24 protein-coding genes are annotated in these 21,110 nt (G+C 63.9%); 15 read left to right on the top strand and 9 right to left on the bottom strand.

What is annotated here, in order from left to right; all coding sequences use genetic code 11:
- From gspG to BN2476_RS38015, 8 genes are all read left to right on the top strand, one after another.
- The coding region (gspG, locus tag BN2476_RS38050) for a type II secretion system major pseudopilin GspG (RefSeq protein WP_087739351.1) at nucleotides 1–350 on the top strand (350 nt) is incomplete at its 5' end.
- Nucleotides 351–431: 81 nt separating this feature from the next.
- Entirely contained in the window at nucleotides 432–977 is a 546-nt protein-coding gene (locus BN2476_RS38045; protein WP_438942934.1) for a GspH/FimT family pseudopilin, read from the top strand.
- On the top strand, nucleotides 977–1,399 hold the full coding sequence (gene gspI, locus BN2476_RS38040) for a type II secretion system minor pseudopilin GspI (protein WP_087739350.1): 423 nt from the start codon (nucleotides 977–979) through the stop codon (nucleotides 1,397–1,399). Before BN2476_RS38045 ends, gspI begins: the two co-directional genes overlap by 1 nt.
- Nucleotides 1,377–2,081 carry a PulJ/GspJ family protein gene (locus tag BN2476_RS38035; RefSeq protein WP_087739349.1) on the top strand — a complete coding sequence of 235 codons (705 nt, stop codon included), beginning with the start codon at nucleotides 1,377–1,379 and terminating at the stop codon, nucleotides 2,079–2,081. Before gspI ends, BN2476_RS38035 begins: the two co-directional genes overlap by 23 nt.
- Before the next feature lies 1 nt (nucleotide 2,082).
- The gene (gspK, locus tag BN2476_RS38030) at nucleotides 2,083–3,198 is read left to right on the top strand and encodes a type II secretion system minor pseudopilin GspK (protein ID WP_087739348.1); all 1,116 of its coding nucleotides are present in this window, start codon (nucleotides 2,083–2,085) and stop codon (nucleotides 3,196–3,198) included.
- A 28-nt stretch (nucleotides 3,199–3,226) separates the two neighbouring features.
- Complete coding sequence (gene gspL, locus BN2476_RS38025; RefSeq protein WP_087739347.1) at nucleotides 3,227–4,624, top strand: type II secretion system protein GspL; 1,398 nt, start codon at nucleotides 3,227–3,229, stop codon at nucleotides 4,622–4,624.
- Nucleotides 4,621–5,124 carry a type II secretion system protein M gene (locus BN2476_RS38020; RefSeq protein ID WP_087739346.1) on the top strand — a complete coding sequence of 168 codons (504 nt, stop codon included), beginning with the start codon at nucleotides 4,621–4,623 and terminating at the stop codon, nucleotides 5,122–5,124. Before gspL ends, BN2476_RS38020 begins: the two co-directional genes overlap by 4 nt.
- Nucleotides 5,125–5,146: 22 nt before the next feature.
- On the top strand, nucleotides 5,147–5,926 hold the full coding sequence (locus BN2476_RS38015; protein WP_087739345.1) for a type II secretion system protein N: 780 nt from the start codon (nucleotides 5,147–5,149) through the stop codon (nucleotides 5,924–5,926).
- 114 nt (nucleotides 5,927–6,040) lie between these two features.
- Here the strand turns inward: BN2476_RS38015 and BN2476_RS38010 are convergent, their stop codons facing one another.
- Both BN2476_RS38010 and BN2476_RS38005 read right to left on the bottom strand, forming a co-directional pair.
- Nucleotides 6,041–7,639: an efflux transporter outer membrane subunit gene (locus BN2476_RS38010; protein ID WP_087739344.1), complete on the bottom strand. Its 1,599-nt coding sequence runs from the start codon at nucleotides 7,637–7,639 to the stop codon at nucleotides 6,041–6,043.
- A gap of 274 nt (nucleotides 7,640–7,913) precedes the next feature.
- Complete coding sequence (locus tag BN2476_RS38005; RefSeq protein ID WP_087739343.1) at nucleotides 7,914–8,288, bottom strand: hypothetical protein; 375 nt, start codon at nucleotides 8,286–8,288, stop codon at nucleotides 7,914–7,916.
- A 276-nt stretch (nucleotides 8,289–8,564) separates the two neighbouring features.
- Between BN2476_RS38005 and BN2476_RS38000 the strand changes: the two genes are divergently transcribed.
- Nucleotides 8,565–9,101 carry a MarR family winged helix-turn-helix transcriptional regulator gene (locus tag BN2476_RS38000; RefSeq protein ID WP_087739342.1) on the top strand — a complete coding sequence of 179 codons (537 nt, stop codon included), beginning with the start codon at nucleotides 8,565–8,567 and terminating at the stop codon, nucleotides 9,099–9,101.
- A 138-nt stretch (nucleotides 9,102–9,239) separates the two neighbouring features.
- Complete coding sequence (locus BN2476_RS37995) at nucleotides 9,240–10,883, top strand: DHA2 family efflux MFS transporter permease subunit (protein ID WP_087739341.1); 1,644 nt, start codon at nucleotides 9,240–9,242, stop codon at nucleotides 10,881–10,883.
- A gap of 56 nt (nucleotides 10,884–10,939) precedes the next feature.
- On the opposite strand, the gene BN2476_RS37990 is transcribed toward BN2476_RS37995, so the two are convergent.
- From BN2476_RS37990 to ada, 5 genes are all read right to left on the bottom strand, one after another.
- Nucleotides 10,940–11,497, bottom strand: a complete 558-nt coding sequence (locus tag BN2476_RS37990) for an OmpA family protein (RefSeq protein WP_235851140.1) — start codon at nucleotides 11,495–11,497, stop codon at nucleotides 10,940–10,942.
- A 266-nt stretch (nucleotides 11,498–11,763) separates the two neighbouring features.
- Entirely contained in the window at nucleotides 11,764–12,249 is a 486-nt protein-coding gene (locus BN2476_RS37985) for a hypothetical protein (protein ID WP_087739339.1), read from the bottom strand.
- Between the two features lie 247 nt (nucleotides 12,250–12,496).
- Nucleotides 12,497–14,110, bottom strand: coding sequence for a glutamate--cysteine ligase (gshA, locus tag BN2476_RS37980; protein WP_087739338.1), 1,614 nt, complete (start codon nucleotides 14,108–14,110; stop codon nucleotides 12,497–12,499).
- Nucleotides 14,111–14,372: 262 nt separating this feature from the next.
- A complete protein-coding gene (locus tag BN2476_RS37975; RefSeq protein WP_087739337.1) occupies nucleotides 14,373–15,302 on the bottom strand; it encodes a DNA-3-methyladenine glycosylase family protein in 930 nt (309 codons plus the stop codon).
- The gene (gene ada / locus BN2476_RS37970; RefSeq protein WP_087739336.1) at nucleotides 15,299–16,429 is read right to left on the bottom strand and encodes a bifunctional DNA-binding transcriptional regulator/O6-methylguanine-DNA methyltransferase Ada; all 1,131 of its coding nucleotides are present in this window, start codon (nucleotides 16,427–16,429) and stop codon (nucleotides 15,299–15,301) included. The genes BN2476_RS37975 and ada overlap by 4 nt, the downstream gene beginning before the upstream one ends.
- Nucleotides 16,430–16,832: 403 nt before the next feature.
- Here ada and BN2476_RS37965 point away from each other — a divergent pair, with 403 nt between their 5' ends.
- Nucleotides 16,833–17,246 (top strand): VOC family protein, encoded by a 414-nt coding sequence (locus BN2476_RS37965; RefSeq protein WP_087739335.1) that lies wholly within the window; start codon nucleotides 16,833–16,835, stop codon nucleotides 17,244–17,246.
- Between the two features lie 42 nt (nucleotides 17,247–17,288).
- Here the strand turns inward: BN2476_RS37965 and BN2476_RS37960 are convergent, their stop codons facing one another.
- Together BN2476_RS37960 and sap1 are read right to left on the bottom strand one after the other, a co-directional pair.
- Entirely contained in the window at nucleotides 17,289–17,867 is a 579-nt protein-coding gene (locus BN2476_RS37960; RefSeq protein ID WP_087739334.1) for a YaeQ family protein, read from the bottom strand.
- A gap of 531 nt (nucleotides 17,868–18,398) precedes the next feature.
- A complete protein-coding gene (gene sap1, locus BN2476_RS37950; protein ID WP_087739332.1) occupies nucleotides 18,399–18,740 on the bottom strand; it encodes a surface attachment protein Sap1 in 342 nt (113 codons plus the stop codon).
- 495 nt (nucleotides 18,741–19,235) lie between these two features.
- On the opposite strand from sap1, the gene BN2476_RS37945 reads away from it, so the two are divergent.
- The 4 genes from BN2476_RS37945 (at nucleotide 19,236) to BN2476_RS37940 (ending at nucleotide 20,950) form a co-directional block, all read left to right on the top strand.
- Nucleotides 19,236–19,862: a LysE family translocator gene (locus BN2476_RS37945; RefSeq protein ID WP_087739331.1), complete on the top strand. Its 627-nt coding sequence runs from the start codon at nucleotides 19,236–19,238 to the stop codon at nucleotides 19,860–19,862.
- A gap of 146 nt (nucleotides 19,863–20,008) precedes the next feature.
- Nucleotides 20,009–20,176, top strand: a complete 168-nt coding sequence (locus BN2476_RS47355; protein ID WP_162849289.1) for a hypothetical protein — start codon at nucleotides 20,009–20,011, stop codon at nucleotides 20,174–20,176.
- A 36-nt stretch (nucleotides 20,177–20,212) separates the two neighbouring features.
- Nucleotides 20,213–20,344 carry a hypothetical protein gene (locus BN2476_RS49410; protein WP_268958005.1) on the top strand — a complete coding sequence of 44 codons (132 nt, stop codon included), beginning with the start codon at nucleotides 20,213–20,215 and terminating at the stop codon, nucleotides 20,342–20,344.
- A 312-nt stretch (nucleotides 20,345–20,656) separates the two neighbouring features.
- A complete protein-coding gene (locus BN2476_RS37940) occupies nucleotides 20,657–20,950 on the top strand; it encodes a hypothetical protein (protein ID WP_087739330.1) in 294 nt (97 codons plus the stop codon).
- The last annotated feature ends 160 nt before the right edge of the window (nucleotides 20,951–21,110 follow it).

The following is a 21,110-nucleotide window of genomic DNA, read 5'->3' as shown; positions in this document are numbered from 1 at the left end:
CGCTGATCGTGCCGAAGATCATGAGCCGTCCGGACGAAGCGCGCCGCGTGGCCGCGAAGCAGGACATCGGCACCATCATGCAGTCGCTCAAGCTCTATCGTCTCGACAACGGCCGCTATCCGACCCAGGAGCAGGGCCTGCGCGCGCTGATCGAGAAGCCGACCACGGACCCGATCCCGAACAACTGGAAGGAGGGCGGCTATCTCGAGCGTCTGCCGAACGATCCGTGGGGCAATACGTACCAGTACCTGAATCCGGGCGTCCATGGCGAGATCGACGTGTTCAGCTACGGCGCGGACGGCAAGCCAGGCGGCGAAGGCAACGATGCCGACATCGGCTCGTGGCAGTAGGCGTAATTTGCTTCTTTGATGTTGATTGTTACCGGCACCATGCGACCGTCCGACTGCACGCTTTGGGCATCATCATCACGTGTGGCCATCAGCGCTAACCGCGCTGACGGCACGCACGGGCACGCATTGCACGTGATCGCTCACGGGCATGCGTCGCGCGCAATTTCGCACAGGCGGCAGCGCGGCTTCACGCTGCTCGAAATGCTTGTGGTGCTGGTGATCGCGGGGCTGCTGGTGTCGCTCACGGCGCTGACGATGAACCGCAATCCGCGCACCGATCTGAACGAAGAGGCGCAGCGTCTGGCGCTGCTGTTCGAATCGGCGGGCGACGAAGCGCAGGTGCGCGCGCGGCCGATCGCATGGCTGCCCGTCGAAGGCGGCTTTCGTTTCGATATCCACACGCGCGACGGCTGGCGTCCGCTGCGTGACGACGACCTGCTCGGGCCGCGCCAGTGGGAAGGCGGCGTGACAGGCGTGGCGATCGACTATCCGGGTTCCGACACGCATTCCGAGCGCATCGTGTTCGGCACCGAGAGCATCGATACGCCCGTGCAGGTGACGCTGTTTTCCCCCGTCGGCCGCGCGACGATCGTCGGCACCGGCAACGGCCGTTACGAGGTGCGCTGATGATGCGCGCGCTTCGTGTGCGCCGTTCGCGCGGCGCTGCAATTAACGCCCTTGTCGAAGGCTTCACGATGATCGAGGTGCTGGTCGCACTGGCGATCATCGCGGTGGCGCTGGCGGCATCGCTGCGCGCAGTCGGCAGTCTCGCGACGGGCGAAGCGGACCTGCACCAGCGCCTGCTGGCCGGCTGGAGTGCGGACAATGCGCTCGCGCAGCTGCATCTGGCGCATACGTGGCCCGACGTCGGTACGCAGAGCTTCGACTGCTCGCAGGGCAACCTGCAGCTGATCTGCACGGAACACGTGAGCGCGACGCCGAACCCGATATTCCGGCGCGTCGAGCTTTCGGTGACAACGCCCGGACATCCAGGCAATCTCGCACAGCTGGTAACGGTGATCGGGAATGAAACGAACCGTTCGCTCTAGGTCCGGCGTCGCGCGTGTGCGCCGTTCGCTGCTGCTCACGAAGACGGCGGGCGGCTTCACGCTGATCGAGCTGCTCGTCGCGATTGCGATTCTCGCCGTGATCGCGGTGCTGTCGTGGCGCGGACTCGACCAGATCATCCGCGGGCGGCAGACGATCACCAACGCGATGGAAGACGAGCGCGTGTTCGCGCAGCTGTTCGACCAGATGCGCATCGACGCGCGCAACGCCGCATCGGACGACGAGGCGGGCGAGCCGGCCGTCGCCGTGAACGGCAATGCGCTGCAGATCGTGCGCTACATGCACACGCCGGGCACGGCGCCGCGGCTCGTGGTCGTGCGCTACCGGATCACCAGCGGACGCATCATCCGTTATGCGTCGCCGCCGCTGTCGAATGTCGGCGAGGTGCGCCGCGCGCTGGGCGGCGGCGAGAACGAAAACTGGAGTTCCGTGCCGCTGATGGGTGGCGTCGGCGCGATCACGGCAAGGTTGTATGTACCGAAAGTCGGCTGGACGATGCAGATGAAAGACGTGCAGTCGGCGATCACCGAGAACGACAATAACCTCAAGGTTCCGCAGCTGGGCAATGCGCCGTTGCCCCGCTCCGTGACGGGGCTCGAGGTGAGTGTCGGGGCCAGTTCGTTGGCGCGGCCTGTCGTCCGGGTTTTTCTTGTGGGGGAGTGATATGCGTGCTCGCCGTGTCGTCTTGCCCTCTCGTCAACGCAGCGGCCAGCGCGGCGCTGCCATCATCAGCGCGCTGCTCGTCGTCGCGCTGTCGGCGATTCTCGTGGCCGGCATGCTCTGGCGGCAGCAGGTGCAGATCCGGCGCATCGAAAACCAGCGGCTGCTCGCGCAGGCGCAGTGGGTGTCGCGTGGCGCGCTCGACTGGACGCGCCTCATTCTGCGTTCCGAGGGCGATACGTCGGCGGGCATCACGTACCTCGGCGGCGTGTGGGGCGTGCCCATTGCGCGCACGCGCCTGTCCGACTTTCTCGGGCAGATCGGTGAGGTGCGCGCACAGGAAGGCGCGGCGACGTATGTCTCCGGCTCGATCGAGGACGCCCAGGCTAAATTCAATCTGCGCAATCTCGTGTCGACGGCCGTGCCCGGCGCGCTGACGCTGAACATCCAGCAGGTCCAGGCGTTCCAGCGGCTGCTGCAACTGCTCAGCATCAACGGCCAGCTCGCGAAGACCACGGCGCTCCAGTTGCGCGCGGGGTTGCGGATGTCGGCGACGCGGTTCCAGACGCCGACCAATCCGTTGACGGGCGCCTCGCAGCAGAGCCCGCAGACGACGCTGCAGGGCGGCGCGGTCGGCGGCGGCAACTACACCGATCAGCCGGGCCTCGAAGATACCGACGAGAATGCGCCCGTCGCGCCGATCCAGATGACGGGCGTCGATTCGCTGCTCGACGTGCCGGGCTTCACGCCCGAGATGATCGCGCGGCTGCGCCCGTTCGTGACCGTGCTGCCGACGGCTACGGCCGTCAACATGAATACGGCGCCCGCCGAGGTGATCGCGGCCATCGTGCCCGGGATGAGCCTGTCGAGCGCACAAGCTTTGGTCGCGCGGCGCGAGACCGTGTTCTTTCGCAACGTCGGCGATGTGCAGCTGGCGGTGCGCGGCACGGGCGCCCAGCAACTCGTGTTCGATCCGAACCAGATGGACGTGAACACCAGTTACTTCCTCGTCCACGGCCGCGTCGAGCACGAACGCGCCGAAGTCGACCGCACCACCCTCATCTACCGCGACGCGCTCACGCACACGACGCGTATCGTATGGGGACGAGACCAGCTATGAACATTGCAATTTCCCGAGAGAGTGGCCTTTGAGCACGCTGATCGTTCTTTTGCCGCCGCGTGATCCGGCGGTGCCGTCGCAGGAATGGCAACTGCCCGACCTGCCGTTCCTGCTGCTCGACAAGTCGGGCCATATCCAGCGCGCCGGCCGCTCGGCGCCGGGGCTGCTGCCGCGCGCGTCGTCGACAGTGCTGATGATCGGCGCGCGCGACTGCCTGATGCTCGCCGCCACCGTCCCGCCGCTCAAGGGCCCGCGCCTGCGTCAGGCGCTGCCGAACGTCGTCGAGGACCAGCTGATCCAGGACCCGCAGACCACGCATATCGCGCTCGACCCGCAGGCGCTCGACGGCAATCGTCACGTGCTCGCGATCGTCGATCGCGGCTGGTTTCGCTTTATCGTTGAAGGCTTTATGGCGGCGGGCCACCGCAATGTGAAGGCGGTGCCTGTCGCGCGCTGTCTGCCGCAGCCTGCCACGGTTACGGCCGCTGCGCCCGCGCCGGAAGTGCATGCGGAAGAAACCGTTGCCACCGGCGCCGACGGTGCCGATTCCTCGCATTCGCGCGAAGAACCAGCGGCCGACAACATCACGCCCGTCGTCGCGGCGGTGCTGGGCAACGTGGTGTCGTCGACGGTCGCGGTGCTCGGTGAAGAAGCCGTCGTCGATGCGGCGCCGCCGCGCGTCGAACTCGCGCTCACGCGCGGTCCGCTCGGCGAAGGGCTCGCCTTGCCCGAATCGGCTGTCAACGCGACGGTCGCGGCGCTCGCGGGCAACGCGCCCGTCACGCTCTATACGCTCGTCGATCTGCCCGGCAGCGAGCCGCGCCTGTCGTCGACCGCGCAGCCCGGCCATGGCTCGCCGATTACCGGCGCGTTGCCGCTGTCGTTCGAGACGCTCGCGCGCAACGCGATCCAGTGCCGCTTCGATCTCTGCCAGTTCGAGTTTGCGGTGCAGCCGTGGCGGCTCGATCGCGCGACGCTGCGCCGTCTGCGCCTGCCGCTGTGGCTGCTGGCGGGGACCGTGCTCGTCGCGATCATCGGCGCGAACGTGCAGTGGCTGATGCTCTCGCGCCAACGCGACGCGGTCAACGCGCAGATGGCGGAATTGCTGCTCAACACGTTCCCGAAGACCACGGTCGTGCTCGACGCGCCGGACCAAATGGCGCGCCAGTTGCAGCAACTGCGTGTCGCGGCGGGCGAACTGTCGCCGGATGATTTCCTGTCGCTCGCCGACGGCCTCGCGCGCTCGCTCGGGCCTGTGCCCGTCAATGGACTTGCGGCGCTCGACTATCACGACCGGCGGCTCGAGGTGACGTTCAAGCCCGAAGTGAAAGTCGATGCGGACTTCACGCAGCGTCTGACGCGCAATGGCCTGAACGGCGCGATCGACAGTAACACCGGCAAGTGGACCATCAGGAACGGACAATGAAAGCAGAACTCTTGAATGCGTGGGCCGGCTTCTGGGAAGGTCGCACAGCGCGCGAGAAAGGACTTTTGACGTGGGGCAGCGCGATGCTGGCCGTCGTGATCGTATGGTCGGTGCTGTGGGCGCCCGCGCAGGAAGGCCGTGCGCGGCTGCGCGAATCGATTCCCAGCCTGCAGCGCCAGCTCTCGCAGATGACGGCGCAGGCGAACGAGGCGCGCACGCTGTCGGCGGCCGCCCAGGGCGCCGCGCCGACGGGCGGCGCGCTAAAGGATGCGCTGACGGCTTCCCTGAACGATCACGGTCTCGCGCCGACGCAGGTCCAGGTGCTCGGCAACGCAGTGCAGATCCAGCTGAAGAACGCGTCGTTTCCGTCCTGGACGCAGTGGCTCGACGATGTGCGCAGGCAGTTCAAGGTGCAGGTGTCCGAAGCGCACGTGACGGGGCTGAAGGCGGACGGCCAGGTGGACCTGACGGCATCGCTGCAACCGGCGACGATCAAATGACGACGCTGCCACGGGACCACGCATGAATGTCTGGATGCGGCGCTTGCGCGTCGCGCTGCCCTGGATCGTTGTCGCGCTTATCGCGAATCTGGTCGTTGTGCTCGTGATGGCGCCTGCCGCGTGGATCACGCCGCAGTTCTCGAAGGCCACGCAAGGGCATGTGAATCTGATCGATCCGTCGGGGTCGTTGTGGCACGGCTCGGCTTCGCTGATGCTCGCGGCCGGGCCCGGCGCCGAAGCGGCGACGCTGCTGCCGGGGCGCATCGAATGGCATACGTCGTTCTGGCCACTCTTCACGGGCCGCGTGCGCATGCAGATGCGGCAAAGCGAAGCAATGCCCGACCCGGTCACCGTCGACGCGACGCTGCGCAGCGCGACGCTTTCGGGCGGCACGATTGCCGTGCCGGCTTCGCTGCTCGCAGGGCTCGGCGCGCCCTTCAACACGCTCGATCTGCAAGGTGACGTGCGCCTCACATGGACCGACTGGCGCAGCTTCAACCGGCAGGCCTACGGCCAGTTGATCGTCACGCTGAACGACATGAGCTCACGCGTCTCGCGCGTGAAGCCGCTAGGTTCATATCGGGTCGTGTTCCAGGCCCAGGGCGCGGCGGGCACGCTCGACCTGACGACATCGAAGGGACCGTTGCTGCTGACGGGTCATGGCACGCTCAGCGAAGCCTCGACGTCGTTCAACGGCCAGGCGAGCGCGACGCCCGATGCCGCCGACAATCTTGCCGGATTGCTGAACGTGCTCGGACGCCCGACGGGCCCCGGACAGGTCGCGCTGACTTTCACTCACTGACCTTCGCGCGGGTCACAGACGATCACAAGCACAACGGCCGCCATGTTCGCGCATGGCGGCCGTTTGCTTTTGCGCTTCGTTCGAGTCGTGCGTAAGCGAGGCTCAGCGTGAAGTTCAACCGGCCGTGGCCGCTTTTGCAACAGGCGTGGCGGGCGCAGCGGGCGCCGATGCCGGCGCGGGCGCCGCGACGCTGCCCGTCTCGCGGTCCACCTGCGATGCATCCCAACCGCCGCCCAGCGCCTTGACGAGACCCACCGACGACACCATCCGCTGACCCGCGATACTCGCGAGCTTCTGCTCGGCCGTGAACGCGGTGGTTTGTGCGCTCAGCACGTTCAGATAACCGACGGTGCCGGACTTGTACTGATTCGTGACGATGTCGAGCGCCTGTTGCGCGGACTGCACGGCGGCCTGCTGAACCGTGATTTCCCGCTCGAGGATGCGCTGCGATGCGAGGTTGTCCTCGACGTCCTGGAACGCCGTCAGCACCGTCAGCCGATACGTGGCGACGTCCTGGTCGTACGTGGCGCGCGCCGCCTGAGTCTGGGCGCTGCGCAGGCCTGCATCGAAAATTGTCGCTGCCAGTTGCGGGCCGAGCGTCCAGAAGCGCGAAGGCGCCGTCAGCAGTTGCGAGAACACTGAGCTTTCGAAGCCGCCGCTCGCGGATAGCGTGAGCGTCGGGAAGAACGCAGAAATCGCGACGCCGATCTGCTCATTCGCCGCCGCGGCCTTGCGTTCCGCCGACGCGATATCCGGCCGTCGTTCGAGCAGCGCTGACGGCAACTGCGCCGGCACGGCGGGCGGCACGGCGTCGAGGGGCGCAGGCGGCAGCGAGAAGGTCGAAGCCGGTTCGCCGACCAGCACGGCGATCGCGTGCTCGTTCTGCGCGCGCGCGACGCCGTTGTCGATGGCCGCGGCTTGCGCCGATTGCAGCTGCGTTTGCGCCTGAATCACATCCGAGCGCGCGGCGACGCCTTGCGCATAGCGGTTCTGCGTGAGCGTGAGCGAGCGTTGATAAGCTGCGACTGTGTCATCGAGCAGCTTTTGCTGCGCGTCGAGCGAACGGATATTGAAGTAGGTTTGCGCGAGGGTTGCCTGCGCGGAAAGGCGTGCATTCGCCAAATCGGCGGCTGCGCTTTGCTGGCCGGCCTTTTGTGCGGCGACGGTGCGGCTCACCTTGCCCCAGAGGTCCGGTTCCCAGGTGGCGTCGAGCGACAGGTTGTAACTGTTGCTGATCGAGCCCGAGCTGCTCAGCGATGACGTCGTGCCGCCGCCCCCGCCCGTCACGGAGCCGCTGAAGTTGCGGCTCGGCGAGCGCGAACGCGTGGCGTCTCCCGACGCGCTGATTATGGGGAAATACGCGGCACGCGCTTCGCCGACGAGCGCGCGCGCCTGCCGGTACGCGGCGGCGAACTGCGCGATGCTCTGGTTCGACGCGTTGAGCTTGTCTTCGAGCGAGTTCAGCTGCGGATCGTTGTAGATGCTCCACCATGTGCCGCGATCTTGCTGGTCGGCGGGCTGCGCGACTTTCCAGCCGTCGGCGGCTTCCTTGTACGAAGCGGGAACGTCGGCGGACGGCCGTTTGTAGTCGGGACCGACGGCGCAGCCGGCAAGCGCGGCCGTCAGCGCAACGGCGACGGCCGCGCTCAGGACGCGTGGCCGCGCGACGTTCGCGACTGCGGCGCGGGCGCGCGAAGTTCGATCAAACTGCATGCAAATGAATTCCTGTCGATTCGGATGGCGCGACGCGCCGAGACTGTCGCGGAGCGGCCGCCCGCGCGATAGCTGGCGCGTCTGCGCGATGGCTCGAATGGTAGCTTACGCGGCGCCTGCGACGAAAACAGAAGAGTAATGCGGCACGCGCTTAACGTGTGTTACGGACGGTGAGTCGACGGTTACGCGCCGTTACGGGAAGGCGCGCCGTGCGTAGCAACATGAAGGCCGCCTGTCGCGGCGGCCTGGGTCGAGGAACAAACAAGAAGGGAGTTTAGACCCTCGGATCAGCCGTTGTCTGCCGCGCCTGTTTGCCCGCGGCGGCGCGACAAGGCGGCGCATCGGGACGCGCCTGACAGAGCGTTGCGGCGGGCGCGATCGTCTGCCGGCTACCCGTGGAACGGGCTTTGAGCGGAGCGGCTAGCCGCGCGACGGGCCTTACGGCCTGCGCGGTCTGCGCGCTGGCCTTGCGCGAGCGCCGGCGTTCGATCCACGCGAAGAGCAATACCCCAAGAGACCCACCCGGCAGAACGAAGATCACCGCGTACAGGGCCACTTTCCACCAGCGGTTGGCCCCTTGAAGCGTTTGTAACGCGGATTCGGTCAATGAGCGGCTCCAGCCGCCGAGGGTGTTTTTCAGGTACGGCATCGCGGGAATCCTCTGTGCGCCGGCAAAGGAAGGCGCACGCAAGTGCGGTCAGAACATGGTCTCCGATGACGCGGATCGCGTAACTCGTTGCCTGTCATAATATTGACTATGCAATTATCTTTCAAGATACTGTGCTCCGCAGCATGGTCTTGTGTTGTTTTTTGGGATTGCGTTTCTTGTCAGCCGTGCCACGCGTTTGACTTCACTGCCTGGGCAGATAGAATCCCCGAAGTCCACGCGGTGCGTATTCGGCCTGCGGTTTTCATCAGAACTCTTATGACAGACGGCCCGTATCAGCCGGAGTCGATTCACCTCGAGTCGAGTCTCGGTTATTACCTGACCAAAGCGCGGAACGTGCTGGTCGACCGCACCGATCGGGCGGTCGCGCACCTCGGGCTGACGACGCAGCAGATCGGCGTGATCGTGCTGCTTTCCTGCGGCCGCGCGACGACGCCGTTCGAGCTGTCGCGGGCCATGTCGTACGACAGCGGGTCGATGACGCGGATGCTCGATCGCCTGGAAAAGAAAGGGCTGATCGCGCGCTCGCGCAGCGACAAGGACCGGCGCATCGTGAAGCTGGAACTCACGCCGCAAGGCCTTCACGCGGCGTCGCAATTGCCGGGGATCGGCGCGGCCGTGCTCAATGAACAATTGCGCGGTTTTTCCGAAGCGGATCTGTCGACGTTGATCAATCTGTTGAGCCGTTTCATTGCCAACGGCATCGACGGAGGAAGCGGCGCCGGAGGATGTGGCGCTGGCAGCGAACATGAGGAAGAAGAACACGGATCGTCCGCTTCGAGCGACGACGTGTGAGTGGCCACGCCTCGCGCGGCTTTGTTTTGGAGATATAGCTGTCTGGGCAGAGAGTGTCGGGACATGTAAGTGTGGCCATATGCAGACCGCATTTACATGCCGCGGCAAGTTCTTCTGCCGCGACTGGGAGAATAGCGAATGAGCGCATCGGCTTCCGCTTCCGACGACGCGACGGCTGAATTGCCGGCATCCCCCGACGCGCCCGCGTCCGACGCCGCGCCACCCGGCGCGTCCGTGCCTGGCAACCCTGCTGCACCCGCCCCTGCCCCGCTTGCCGGCGGCACGTTGGCGCTGCTCACAGTGGGCCTCGCGTTGGGCACGTTCATGGAAGTGCTCGACACGTCGATCGCCAATGTCGCCGTGCCGACGATTTCCGGCAGCCTCGGCGTTGCGACCAGCGAGGGCACGTGGGTCATTTCGTCGTATTCGGTGGCGTCGGCGATCGCTGTGCCGCTGACGGGCTGGCTCGCGCGCCGCGTCGGCGAAGTGCGGCTGTTCACGCTGTCGGTGCTGCTGTTTACGCTGGCGTCCGCCGCCTGTGGCTTTGCTCGGAACTTCGAATCATTGATCGCATTCCGTCTGATCCAGGGGCTTGTGTCTGGGCCGATGGTGCCGTTGTCGCAGACGATTCTCATGCGTTCGTACCCGCTCGAAAAACGCGGCCTTGCACTTGGCTTGTGGGCGATGACGGTGATCGTCGCGCCGATCTTCGGCCCTGTGATGGGCGGCTGGATCACCGACAACTACACGTGGCCGTGGATCTTCTACATCAATCTGCCGATTGGTCTGTTTTCGGCAGCGTGCGCGTTCGTGCTGCTGCGCGGGCGCGAAACGCCGACGACGAAGCAGCGCATCGACGGCATCGGCCTTGGCCTGCTCGTGATCGGCGTCGCGTGTCTGCAGATGGTGCTCGACCTCGGCAAGGACCGCGACTGGTTCAACTCGACGTTCATCGTCGCGCTCGCGATCATCGCGGTGACGTCGCTTGCCTTCATGCTCGTGTGGGAGATGACGGAGAAAGAGCCGGTTGTCGACCTGACGCTTTTCAAGGACCGCAATTTCGCACTCGGCGCGCTGATCATCTCGTTCGGCTTCATGGCGTTCTTCGGCTCGGTGGTGATCTTTCCGCTCTGGCTGCAGACGGTGATGGGCTACACGGCGGGCCTCGCCGGGCTTGCGACGGCGCCTGTCGGCCTGCTCGCGCTCGTGTTGTCGCCGATGATCGGGCGCAACATGCATCGGCTGAATCTGCGAATCGTTGCGAGCTTCGCGTTCATCGTGTTCGCGTTCGTGTCGCTGTGGAACTCGACCTTCACGCTCGATGCGCCGTTCAATCAGGTGATTCTGCCGCGCCTCGTGCAGGGCATAGGCGTTGCGTGCTTCTTCGTGCCGATGACGACGATCACGCTGTCGAGCATCACAGATGAGCGTCTGGCGAGCGCCTCAGGGTTATCGAATTTTCTGCGGACCTTGTCGGGCGCAATCGGTACGGCGATCAGCACGACGTATTGGGAAAACGACGCGATCTATCATCACGCGGTGCTGTCGGAATCAGTGAGCGCCTATTCGGCGAATACGACGTCTTATAGCGATCTGCTGACATCGTTGGGTCTTAAGGGGCAGGCCGTGACCGCGCAACTGAACGAAATCGTCACGCAGCAGGGCTACATGATGGCGACCAACGATTTCTTCCGCATTTCGTTCGCGTGTTTCATCGTGCTCGCGTGTCTGGTGTGGGTTACGAAGCCGCAAAAAGGCGCGGCGGCGTCAATGGGCCATTGACGCCGCCGTTGGAACAGAAGCTTGATCGCTCCCGATACTTCACTGCGAGAGAGCGATTACTTGCCGTCGACCTGAATCTCGACTCGACGGTTCCTCGTGCGTCCGACTGCGGTCGTGTTCAGCGCGACGGGCGATGCGGCGCCGTAGCCCTGCACGTCCCACTTCGAAGCACGCATGCCGGCCGTCGCGAGATAGCTCTGCACGGAGCGGGCGCGCGCCGCCGACAGACGATTGTTCAGTTCGGCCGAGCCGGTGGAGTCAGTGTAGCCGGCGATCGTCAGGCGTTCGATATCGACGCCGCGGTTCGACGCGGCGAAATCGTCGAGTTTTGCCGTTGCGGCGGGCGTCAGCGTTGCGCTGCCGACGGCGAAGTTCGTATCGCCCTGCAGCGTCACCTTGCGGGCCGGCGCGTGAACGGGAGCAGCAATGGGTGCGACAACGGGAGCGACTGCGGGGGCCGGCTTCGACTGAACGGGCTGCTCGACGACGGCCGTCACGCATTGGAACGTGATCTCACGCGGGTCGTTATCCGGCGTGAGATCCGCAGGCATCCGTTCCACCGAGGCGACGCGCATAGCCGGCTTGTCGCCGCAAATGCGCTTGACTTCCGCCATACAAGTCTTGGACGTTTCCAGCAGACCAAGACATTGGACGCGATACGCCTGAGTGCCGTTTGCCAGGGTCACGATATCGGTATTGTGGGTGGGGCCTGAGTACGACGTGCAGCCTGCGATACCTGCGGCACACGCAATCGCCGTCAACATACGAAAGAACATAAGACTTCTCGCTGAGAAATTTGAGGTCACGAGACGATAGGTTTCGTGAGCCTCGACACCAATCGGAGAAGTCTTAAAGAAACAACGAATGCTGGCGATTGATCCTACTGTGAAATGGCTTCACCCGTCGGTGACGATGTCGACTGGCCTGACGTTCCGGTTGCCTGGCCTGATGTCGATGGCGTGGATGCCTTCGCCGCAGTCGGCGAGCTTCCCCGTACAAACTGCTTGAAATCGGCGCCGGCCTCCCAAGGATTCGGCTTGCATCCGAGCGAACTGTCGCAATGCGCGGCGAATCCGATCGTCGACGTGCCGTCATTGTTCGGCGTCTTCGTGATCTCGAAGGCGAGCGCGCGCTTGCCGCCCTCAGGGCCCGTCGTCTGGATCAGCGAATCCGTTGCGGCCGCGACCTCATAACGGGAATTCGTCGTGACCCACGAGTGCGCGCGCTGCCACCAGGTGTCGCACTGGGCTTTGCTCGTGCAGGTCAGCGGCGCGGTCGCGATCTGCATCACATCGGGATTGACTTGCCCTTGCGTCGAACAGCCAGCGGCCAGCGCGCAGAGCACGGCCATCAGACTTTTTCTCATAACGGACTTCCTCCCATTTGTATGGCCGAGCACTAAAGCGCTGCGTTATGAAAGTTGGACCGCAGCCACGGCGGCATGTTTCATCAGGCGAGCATGCAGCGCGCGAGCCGCTCGCCATTGAGGCGGCGCAACATCCACGCGCAGCAATTTCTGGCCCACACGGGATTTGAAGCAGCGATAAAAAAGGCAGCGCGAGGCTGCCCTTTTTGCTGCGCGACTCAGTCTCAGACGCCAGCGGCCTTTGCGCTTACACGCTGAAGCGATTCAGCGTGTAAGCACGATACGCCGCGACGAACGCATCGAACGAACCGACTTCATCGCGCTCGAGCTTCTGCTGTTGGACCAGCGATTCGACGGCCAACGCGGCGAACTCCTGCGCTTGCGCCGGGCCCAGCGGACGCGCGCGGAAATACTCCGCGTGCGCGACGCTTTGAGCGAGGCCGAATGCGAGAAAGCTTTGCTGTTTGTCGCGCATGATCTGCAGCACGCGGGCCGACGGCGTCAGCGACGCGTCCGCGAGCTTCGCGCGTTGCACGGCGACCGAGCGCGCGTGACTGTCGTCGCCGCGAATCCGATCGAGCACGGCGGCTGCATGATCGATCTGCGCGAGCAGTTCATCGGCCCAATCGAGCATCTTGATGGGTTGCCCATCGCGGATCAGTTCGAGTCCCGGCTTGCGCCCTTCCATCGTCACGCGGCCGAAGTTCTGGTTCGCTTCCGTGTATGCCGGCGGCGGCAGCGGCGCGCTGTCGTCGAGCGCGCAGACAAGCAGGTACGCGTCGAGAAAACGCGCCGTCTCGAGCGAGATGCCCGTCGGCTCGAACGGATCGATGTCCATGCAGCGCACCTCGACGTACTGCACGCCTCGCGCGGCGAGTGCATGCAACGGACGCTCGCCCGAATACGTGACGCGCTTCGGACGGATCGTCGAGTAGAACTCGTTTTCGATCTGAAGCACGTTGGTGTTGATCTGCACCCATTCGCCGTCGCGCTGCGTGCCGATTGCCTCGTACGGCGGATACGGCTGGCTGACGGCTTTCGCGAGTGCATCGAGATAGCCGGGCAGCGTGTCGTAGTCGGCGTGCAGCGCGGCTTGCGCGGTCGTATTCGAATAGCCGAGGTCGCTCATGCGCAGGCTCGTCGCGTATGGACGATAGAGCGTGTCGGCGTCGAACGTTTCGAGCGTGTGCGGACGGCCGCGCAGGAAGCGCGCGTCGAGCGCCGGCGACGCGCCGAACAGATACATCAAGAGCCAGCTCGTGCGCCGGAAATTGCGGATCAGCGCGAGATAGCGCTCTGACTGGAAATCGACCGCGTTTGCCGTCGACTGCTGGTCGGCGCGAAGGAGCCGCCACACTTCTTCGTTCAACGAATAGTTGTAGTGGACGCCCGCGATGCATTGCATTGTGCGCCCATAGCGCAGCGCTAGGCCGACGCGGTACACGTACTTCAGCCTGCCGATGTTCGACGTGCCGTAGCGCGCAATGGGAATCTCGTCGTCCTCGGGCAGCAAGCCCGGCATCGAGTTGTTCCACAGCAGTTCGTCGCCGATCGCCGAATAGACGAAGCGATGCAGCGTGTCGAGACGCTCGAGCGTGGTCGAAGCATCATGCTCGGCCGGCGTGATCAGCTCGAGCAGCGCTTCCGAATAGTCCGTTGTCAGCGAGGGGTGTGCGAGTGCCGAGCCGAGCGTGCGCGGATGCGGCGTCATCGCGAGACGGCCGTCTTGCGTCACGCGCAAGCTTTCCTTTTCGATGCCGCGCAAACCGGTCGTCAGCGCATCGCGCTGCGGGCCGGATGTCAGCACGGACAGGCGGTGCAACAGCGCGTCGGTCGCGCGGGAGAGTGTCGTGTTTGGCATTGATGCGGGTCGAACATCGTCGGCCGCCATGCGCCGCACGGTGCTGCTCGGCGCGGTCGACAACGTTCGGCGGAATTTTCGGTAGCGGGCACTTTAACATCTCGCCAGAACGGCTGCTTGCGGGCCATTTCGGGCAGCTTGCCGCGCTCGCGCGCGACACATGACCACGCTTGTCAGCGATGTCCGGTCCGCGTCTTTCACTCTACGCCGCGCAGGGGCACAACGTCGATCGACGGTATCCGCACAAGTGTGCGGAAGGCCGCTACCCGCCGCGTGCCGCACCCGCGCGATCGGCGACTTCGTTCCACAGATGCATCGCCGCATACGAGCGCCATGGCCGCCATGCGTCGGTGCGCGCGCGCTGCTGGTTGGGGCGGACGAGCGCCGGGTCGCGCGCGGCGATGGCCTGCATCAGCACGAGATCCCACGCGGGCCACGCGTCGGCGTCACGCCACGCGCGCATCGCGACGTATTCGACCGTCCACGGACCGATGCCCGGCAGCGCGAGCAGCGACGCGCGCAGACGCGAGACATCGACCGACGCGCTGCCGACGCTGTCGACGGGCACTTCTCCCGACGAGACTGCGCGCGCAAAGCCCTGCAGCGCTTCGATGCGCTTGCCGGGCATGCCGATTTGAGAAAGGTCGACGGCGGCGAGCGCGGCGGGTGTCGGGAAGCGCCAGGCGGTCGTTTCGTGCGGGTGGTCTTCGATGCGCTCGCCGGCGCGTTGAACGATTCGTCCGATGATCGTCGTTGCGGCCTTCACGCTGACCTGCTGGCCGACGATCGCCCGCACGACGAGCTCGAACGCGGACCACGCGCCGGGTACGCGCAGCCCCGGCACCGCATCGACGAGCGGCGCAAGCCACGGATCGTCAGAAAGGCTCGCGCCGATTGTCTTCGGATCGGCATGCAGGTCGAACATGCGCGCGATCGGTGCGGCGAGCGCCTGGGCGTGACGGCTCGCGGCGCCGTCGATCGTGGCGACGATGCAGCGCCGCTTCGGATGCTTGTGCACGGCAAGTGTGCCGCTGTCGCCGTTCCAGTCGATCGCGCGGCGCCATACGCCGTCTTCGACTGCTTCGACGCCGGGCGTCGCGCGGCCCGCGAAAAAGCGCAGAATGCGCGGCCAGTCGTACGGCGCCTTGAACGGCAGTTCTAGCGTGACGGTGGCCGGCGGCGTGGTGCTCAAGCGGCGTGATCCATGTCGGCGATGGGTTGGGTGGCTTCGTCGTCGGCTTTCGCTTCGTGGTGCGCTTCCGCGTCGAGCAGCATCGCCTTGCGCGCGACGCCCCAGCGGTAGCCCGCCAGTGCGCCGCCTTTCTGCACGACGCGGTGGCATGGTATCGCGAGCGCGACGGGATTCGACGCACAGGCGCTCGCGACGGCCCGCACTGCGCGCGGCGAGCCCACCGCTTCTGCGATCTGCGAGTAGCTGCGCGTTTCGCCGTAGGGAATGCGTCGCAGCGCTTCCCACACGCGCTGCTGGAAGGCAGTCGCGGCGATGTCGAGCGGGAGATCGAAGCGCTGACGCCTGCCGCGCAAGTACGCATCGATCTGCTCGATGAACGGCGCGAGCCGCGCAGGGTCCGCGATCAGTTCCGCGCTCGCGAATTCCTCGCGCAAGCCGTCCACGAGCGGCCCTTCATCGTCGCCAAAGGCGATCTTGCAGATACCCTTGTCGGTCGTCGCGACCAGCACGAGGCCGAGCGAAGTCGGCGCGCTGGCGTAGTGGACGCGCAGTCCGGCACCCTTGCGCCGATATTCGGACGGCGCCATGCCGAGCTCGGCTGCCGCCGTATCGTACATGCGCGATGGCGAGCCGAAACCCGCGTCGACGGTCGCGCGCGTGACGTCCGCGCCGCGCTGCAACGCGTCGCGCAGCGCGGCCCCGCGTTGCGCCGCCTGATACTGGCGTGGCGACACACCAACTACGCGCTTGAAGAGCCGCTGCAAGTGAAACGGGCTGACGTGCACGGCCTCGCTCAGCTGCGCGAGCGTGAGTCGCTGCTGCGGATCGGCGTCGAGCGCGGCGCACGCGCGATTGACGATATCGAGTTCGCGCGGCAGGCCGCCCGGCTGACAGCGCTTGCATTCGCGATAGCCGGCGGCGCGCGCTTCGTCGGTCGAGCCGAAAAAGTCGACGTTGTCCCGCCGCGGCAGCCGCGACGCGCACGACGGACGGCAGAACACGCCCGTCGTCCGGACGCCATAGAAGAAGGCGCCGTCGGCGGACACGTCGCGGTTCAGAACGGCCGCCCAGCGTTCGTCGTCAGTGGCGAATGCGGCGGGAGCGGCTTTGGAGAAGGCTGTGTTCATCGTTTGCCCCGAGGGACGGTTTCGATGCTTACCACTGTAGCGAGCAAGCTCACACACTACGCTCCGGTTCTTGCTCTGTCATTTGGCTAGCGCGGTCAGCTGCGGCCGGCCGGTGGATTCCCAAATTTCGGGACAAAACGCGCTGGTGAAAAAATCGGGGTTTTCCCTTAAAAAATTATTGCGTCGCATCAAGCCGGCGTGTATAGTGATTTCTGTCTCCTCCATGTCTCCTCCTGATATGGATTCAGCCCGCTCCAATCGAGCGGGCTTTTTTTTCGTCCGCAGTTTTTGGGCTTCTGGTCCCGTTCTGGGGCAGGAAGAGCCGCCCCATCCTCAGCCCTTGCGCGCGTTTCCTTCTAAACTGGTTTCTTCAACACGAACTCCAGCAACGGGACGCAGTGCCATGAAATTCCAGATTCTCGATATTGATCACGTCGTCATCCGCGCCGCCAATCTGGAGGTGATGACGCGCTTCTACCGTGAGGTGCTGGGCTGCGAACTGGAGAAGGAACAGAGCGACCTTGGCTTGATCCAGCTTCGGGCGGGACGCTCGTTGATTGACCTGTTGCAGGTCGGCGGGCGTATCGACAGGCCGGAAAGCGGCGTGCCCGGCGTGGGAAGAAATATGGATCACGTCTGCCTGCGCGTGGAGCCGTTCGACGCCGATACGCTTAAGGCCTGGCTGACCGACCAAAATGTCCGGATCGGCGAGCAGGCGACGCGCTATGGTGCGGATGGTTATGGTCCGTCGCTGTATCTGTTCGATCCCGAGGGCAACATGGTTGAACTTAAAGGGCCGCCAGATCGGGCGGCATGAGCCGAAGGCGCGATTTTTAGGTACACAAAGCGGCTGATTGGCTCAGCGTCCGCCGTGCGCTGCGGGGCGCGCGTCGGCGGCGGCCTTGAGAACCGTCCATTCAATCGGCACGGCATCGGCGGTTTCGCTGCCGAGCCACGCGGCGTGGTCCTGCACGGTGCATTGCAGGCGCATCGTCCGTTCGGCCAGCGCGGCGAGCGCGGGCGCGACGTTTTCGCCCAATGACCACACCGTCACGTTCCGCAGACGCTCGACCTTGTTGCGCACGCCCTGCCACCAGATGTCCGAAGTTTTGCCGCCGTATGCGATCACGATCACTTCGTTTGCACGACTGCTCGCCTTGGCGATCCGACGCTCGTCAGGCTGTCCGACGTCGATCCAGGTGTCGACAGCGCCTGTCAGGTCCTTGGCCCACAGATCGGGTTCGTCGATATCCGACAGGCCCTTGCAGAATTCGAGGCGTTCCTGCGCAAACAGCGCGAACGCGGCCACGCGGACCATCATCCGCTCGTTGGTTTCCGACGGGTGGAGGGCGATCGTCAGCGAATGATCGGCGTAGTAGTGCCGGTCCATGTCGGCGATCTGGAGTTCAGCCTTATAAATTGTCGATTTCAGAGCCATGCTGTAACCTGGTCCGGCGAAAGCGGACCGGATAGTGAATAGGGAGTCTGCGTACCTTGCCATGATCGTTCCCAGCCTTGCAGCGGTCACGCCTCGGTTCGCGCGTCTCGCCGTTGAACACACTGCCGGTTGCCGCGGGGCCGAACTGCGAGCCCTTGTTGCGTCAACCACCCTGCTTTCGCTTCACTTCGAAAGCAGCAACATGTGTGCCGAACCCGCGTGCCATTGAGCCGTCGCGTGGGCAATGCGTCCTACGACAGGGTGGGAGCGTGATGATACCGAATATGCTGGGACGGTATGACAGCCTGATGAGGCACGCCAGCGCGCTCGCGACGGCCTGGAACGGAGAAATAGAAGGCTTTGCGCGGAATGGGCGGGACCGGCAGAGAGCCGAAAGCGGGCTGAAAGCGGTGAGAAAATGGAAATGGCCAGACAAAAGTCTGGCCATGCTGAATCCCGAAAGAAGTTCTTTCGTTCAGATGTCTGTAATCACCCGACAATCAATGTCGGGTGAAATCCAACTTTAAAGGCCTATTGCTTGATAAAGCGGTCGTTAGTCCAAAGACCCTGAGTGTCGCTATTGCCGGCATTCACGAATTCGACGTCATGGCCGACTACGCGAACGACCCGGAAATCCGAATTCTCCGGCGTCGAGATGCATTGATAACCCGAGAAGAACTCCTGCATTTGCTGCTGCTCGCCTGCCTGTGCGTGCTGGGTGACGGCGTCGAGCTTATCCTTCGACAGGCAGCCATACGCATTCGCCTTGAATTGCACCGTTTGCAGGGGCTTGATCAAGACATCCTGTGCCTGCGCACCTGCTGCCGCGATTAAACCCGTCAATGCGAAAAGAATGGCGACTCGCTTTTTCATGGTTACCTCCGTGCGGGTTACTGCTCGGTTAGCTATGTGTTTAACTGCCGGAAAAGACGCGCAACTAAAAATGTAGGAGGACTGTCTTGAACGGCAAGCACATTTTGTGTGCGCTCGCAACAGCGGCGAATTGTCGCAGTGATCGCACGGCTGTCTGAACGCTGCCCGAATGCCGCTATGAGGCACATATCCGGCGGATCGCCGATTGAAATGGCGAGCGCAAATCGTCTCTGGATAACCCTTTGCAGGCGGGATTCGCGTTTACGCTTAAACGGTTTTAAGCGATTTGCGATAAGGCATTTTGCATGTTGATGCGTTGCACACAAAGTCATTCGTCTAACTCATCAAATGTCGGAGCAGATTGAAGCGGACACAGAATAAAAAGGATGCCTGAGTGCGTTCCGCTCTTCGGACGCACGTGCAGGCAAATACAAATGGCGGCTTGTGCAGACGCGACGTTCGTGGATAAATCGACCGCCTCACAGGAGATTTTTCATGACACTCGCTCACTGGCTTCCCTTCGCTATCGCGTCCGCGATCCTCGTCGCGATTCCTGGGCCTACCGTGCTGTTGGTAATTTCTTATGCGCTCGGCCACGGCCGGCGTTACGCGTTGGTCACGACGGCGGGTGTCGCACTGGGCGATCTGACATCGATGACTGCGTCGATGCTCGGACTCGGCGTCGTTCTCGCTGCGTCGGCGACGCTCTTCACGGCGCTCAAATGGGTTGGCGCGGCGTACCTGATTTACCTCGGCATCAAGCTTTGGCGCGCACCCGTCTCGACCGGCGATGCTTCGCCCGCCGGGGAAACGCGCACGGGCCGCATCTTCGCGCACGCGTACGCGGTGACGGCGCTCAATCCAAAGAGCATCGTATTCTTCGTGGCCTTCGTTCCGCAGTTCATCGATACGCAGGTTGCCACCTGGTCCCAGATCGCGATTTTCGAAGCCACCTTCGTCGCGATCGCGACGTTGAATGCGCTCGGGTATGCGCTGCTCGCATCGGCGGCGCGGCGCGCGATTCGCAGTCCGCGTGTGCAACGAGGCGTCAACTGTACGGGCGGAACGCTGCTGATCGGCGCAGGACTGCTGGCGGCTGCGTGGAAAAAGGCGACTGCCTGACCGTTGCCGGATGCGCAAAAGCGATGAGCGGGCGCGCATCTTGCGCGGCGAGAAGCGCGCACATGGTGTGCGCGGTGGATCACACGCAGCGGCGCACAACACGCCTACAATGAAATCGTCGCTGTTCCATCGATCTGGAGGACACTGTGATCGAGCATCTGATTCTGGGCGCGTTTCTCATCGTGCCGCTTCTCATCGCCGCCTTTCTGTTTTCCGACGAGCTTTGGCAGGAGCATCGCCAGGCGTTGCACGACGAAGAGCACCACAGGCGGATGGACTGGCGGCATCCCATACGAAGCCTGCTTCACCATTGATCGGATCACTGACGACGGGAGCGGAAGGAGGCTGCAGTGCTGGCCTTCACCTTTTCGTGGACGGAGTACTGGTTGTTTATACTCGCGCTGATTCTGATCAGCGTCGTGCTGACTTCCCTGTGCGGTTCGGTGCCGCGCGCGCCTGAACCGCATGATGACGATACGTAGCCTTATCTTCTGAGCGCGCGTCCTTTCCCTTCTTCACTTGTTGCTGCGTAAGCGTCGTCGCGGTTCGCGCGCGGTCTGTTCTGCCTCTCCTCCTTGTCGCGTCATCGCAATGACGCCCGAACATCGTTCTGTCCGCCCGAATTCTCAGGCCACGCGCATGCGTGCGCGTGAACGCATGCACGTCGTTTTTCCGCGCGACATCGCGTCAAACCCTATTTGTTTTTATAGGCAGTGACTGGCTAAAATGCGGCTAGAGTAAATAATCAGATGTAAGCAAACTTTGGCCTTGTCCGGACCTTGCCGGGGGACAGCATGAACCGACTGATCGATCAGGAAATTGCACATATTTCGCGCGTCATGTGGCCGGCGCTGCTGGGCGATCTGGGCGGCCCCATCCTTTCGCCGGACTACTGGCGCAAGCGTTTGCACGCACTGCTCGACGCACCCGCGGTTACGAAAGTCCAGCTTTGCGCTCTCGACAGCCTGCTTCTTCAACTCGACGATTACGAACGACGAGCCATTGGTGCGTATTCGGCACCCGTCGCCGATCAATCGACGGATGACTGCGAGGAGCACGGTTCCGAGCCGGTCGCCGTTCAGCAATGAAAGTCGTCAATGATTCGACGAGGCTTTCATCGATTGCGAAACCTCGCATGTAGCGCTCGAATCGTTCTAGGTTAAAAGGTTCAGCCCTTTAACCATTTCCTTGTGTACCTAAAGCTGCGCCTGACGCTGGTTGATCTTCCAGCTAGTATCCCGAGTTAAA

The sequence above is a fragment of the Paraburkholderia piptadeniae genome (assembly GCF_900007165.1).
Classification (GTDB): Bacteria; Pseudomonadota; Gammaproteobacteria; order Burkholderiales; family Burkholderiaceae; genus Paraburkholderia; species Paraburkholderia piptadeniae.
This window is presented reverse-complemented; position numbering and strand designations above follow the sequence as displayed.

Excerpts from the sequence above, each read along its gene's own strand:
- gspI (WP_087739350.1), top strand. The coding sequence starts at position 977 with ATGATGCGCGCGCTTCGTGTGCGCCGTTCGCGCGGCGCTGCAATTAAC.
- BN2476_RS38035 (WP_087739349.1), top strand. The coding sequence starts at position 1,377 with ATGAAACGAACCGTTCGCTCTAGGTCCGGCGTCGCGCGTGTGCGCCGT.
- gspK (WP_087739348.1), top strand. The coding sequence starts at position 2,083 with ATGCGTGCTCGCCGTGTCGTCTTGCCCTCTCGTCAACGCAGCGGCCAG.
- BN2476_RS38020 (WP_087739346.1), top strand. The coding sequence starts at position 4,621 with ATGAAAGCAGAACTCTTGAATGCGTGGGCCGGCTTCTGGGAAGGTCGC.
- BN2476_RS38015 (WP_087739345.1), top strand. The coding sequence starts at position 5,147 with ATGAATGTCTGGATGCGGCGCTTGCGCGTCGCGCTGCCCTGGATCGTT.
- BN2476_RS38010 (WP_087739344.1), bottom strand. The coding sequence starts at position 7,639 with ATGCAGTTTGATCGAACTTCGCGCGCCCGCGCCGCAGTCGCGAACGTC.
- BN2476_RS38005 (WP_087739343.1), bottom strand. The coding sequence starts at position 8,288 with ATGCCGTACCTGAAAAACACCCTCGGCGGCTGGAGCCGCTCATTGACC.
- BN2476_RS38000 (WP_087739342.1), top strand. The coding sequence starts at position 8,565 with ATGACAGACGGCCCGTATCAGCCGGAGTCGATTCACCTCGAGTCGAGT.
- BN2476_RS37995 (WP_087739341.1), top strand. The coding sequence starts at position 9,240 with ATGAGCGCATCGGCTTCCGCTTCCGACGACGCGACGGCTGAATTGCCG.
- BN2476_RS37990 (WP_235851140.1), bottom strand. The coding sequence starts at position 11,497 with ATGGCGGAAGTCAAGCGCATTTGCGGCGACAAGCCGGCTATGCGCGTC.
- BN2476_RS37985 (WP_087739339.1), bottom strand. The coding sequence starts at position 12,249 with ATGAGAAAAAGTCTGATGGCCGTGCTCTGCGCGCTGGCCGCTGGCTGT.
- gshA (WP_087739338.1), bottom strand. The coding sequence starts at position 14,110 with ATGCCAAACACGACACTCTCCCGCGCGACCGACGCGCTGTTGCACCGC.
- ada (WP_087739336.1), bottom strand. The coding sequence starts at position 16,429 with ATGAACACAGCCTTCTCCAAAGCCGCTCCCGCCGCATTCGCCACTGAC.
- BN2476_RS37965 (WP_087739335.1), top strand. The coding sequence starts at position 16,833 with ATGAAATTCCAGATTCTCGATATTGATCACGTCGTCATCCGCGCCGCC.
- BN2476_RS37960 (WP_087739334.1), bottom strand. The coding sequence starts at position 17,867 with ATGGCTCTGAAATCGACAATTTATAAGGCTGAACTCCAGATCGCCGAC.
- sap1 (WP_087739332.1), bottom strand. The coding sequence starts at position 18,740 with ATGAAAAAGCGAGTCGCCATTCTTTTCGCATTGACGGGTTTAATCGCG.
- BN2476_RS37945 (WP_087739331.1), top strand. The coding sequence starts at position 19,236 with ATGACACTCGCTCACTGGCTTCCCTTCGCTATCGCGTCCGCGATCCTC.
- BN2476_RS37940 (WP_087739330.1), top strand. The coding sequence starts at position 20,657 with ATGAACCGACTGATCGATCAGGAAATTGCACATATTTCGCGCGTCATG.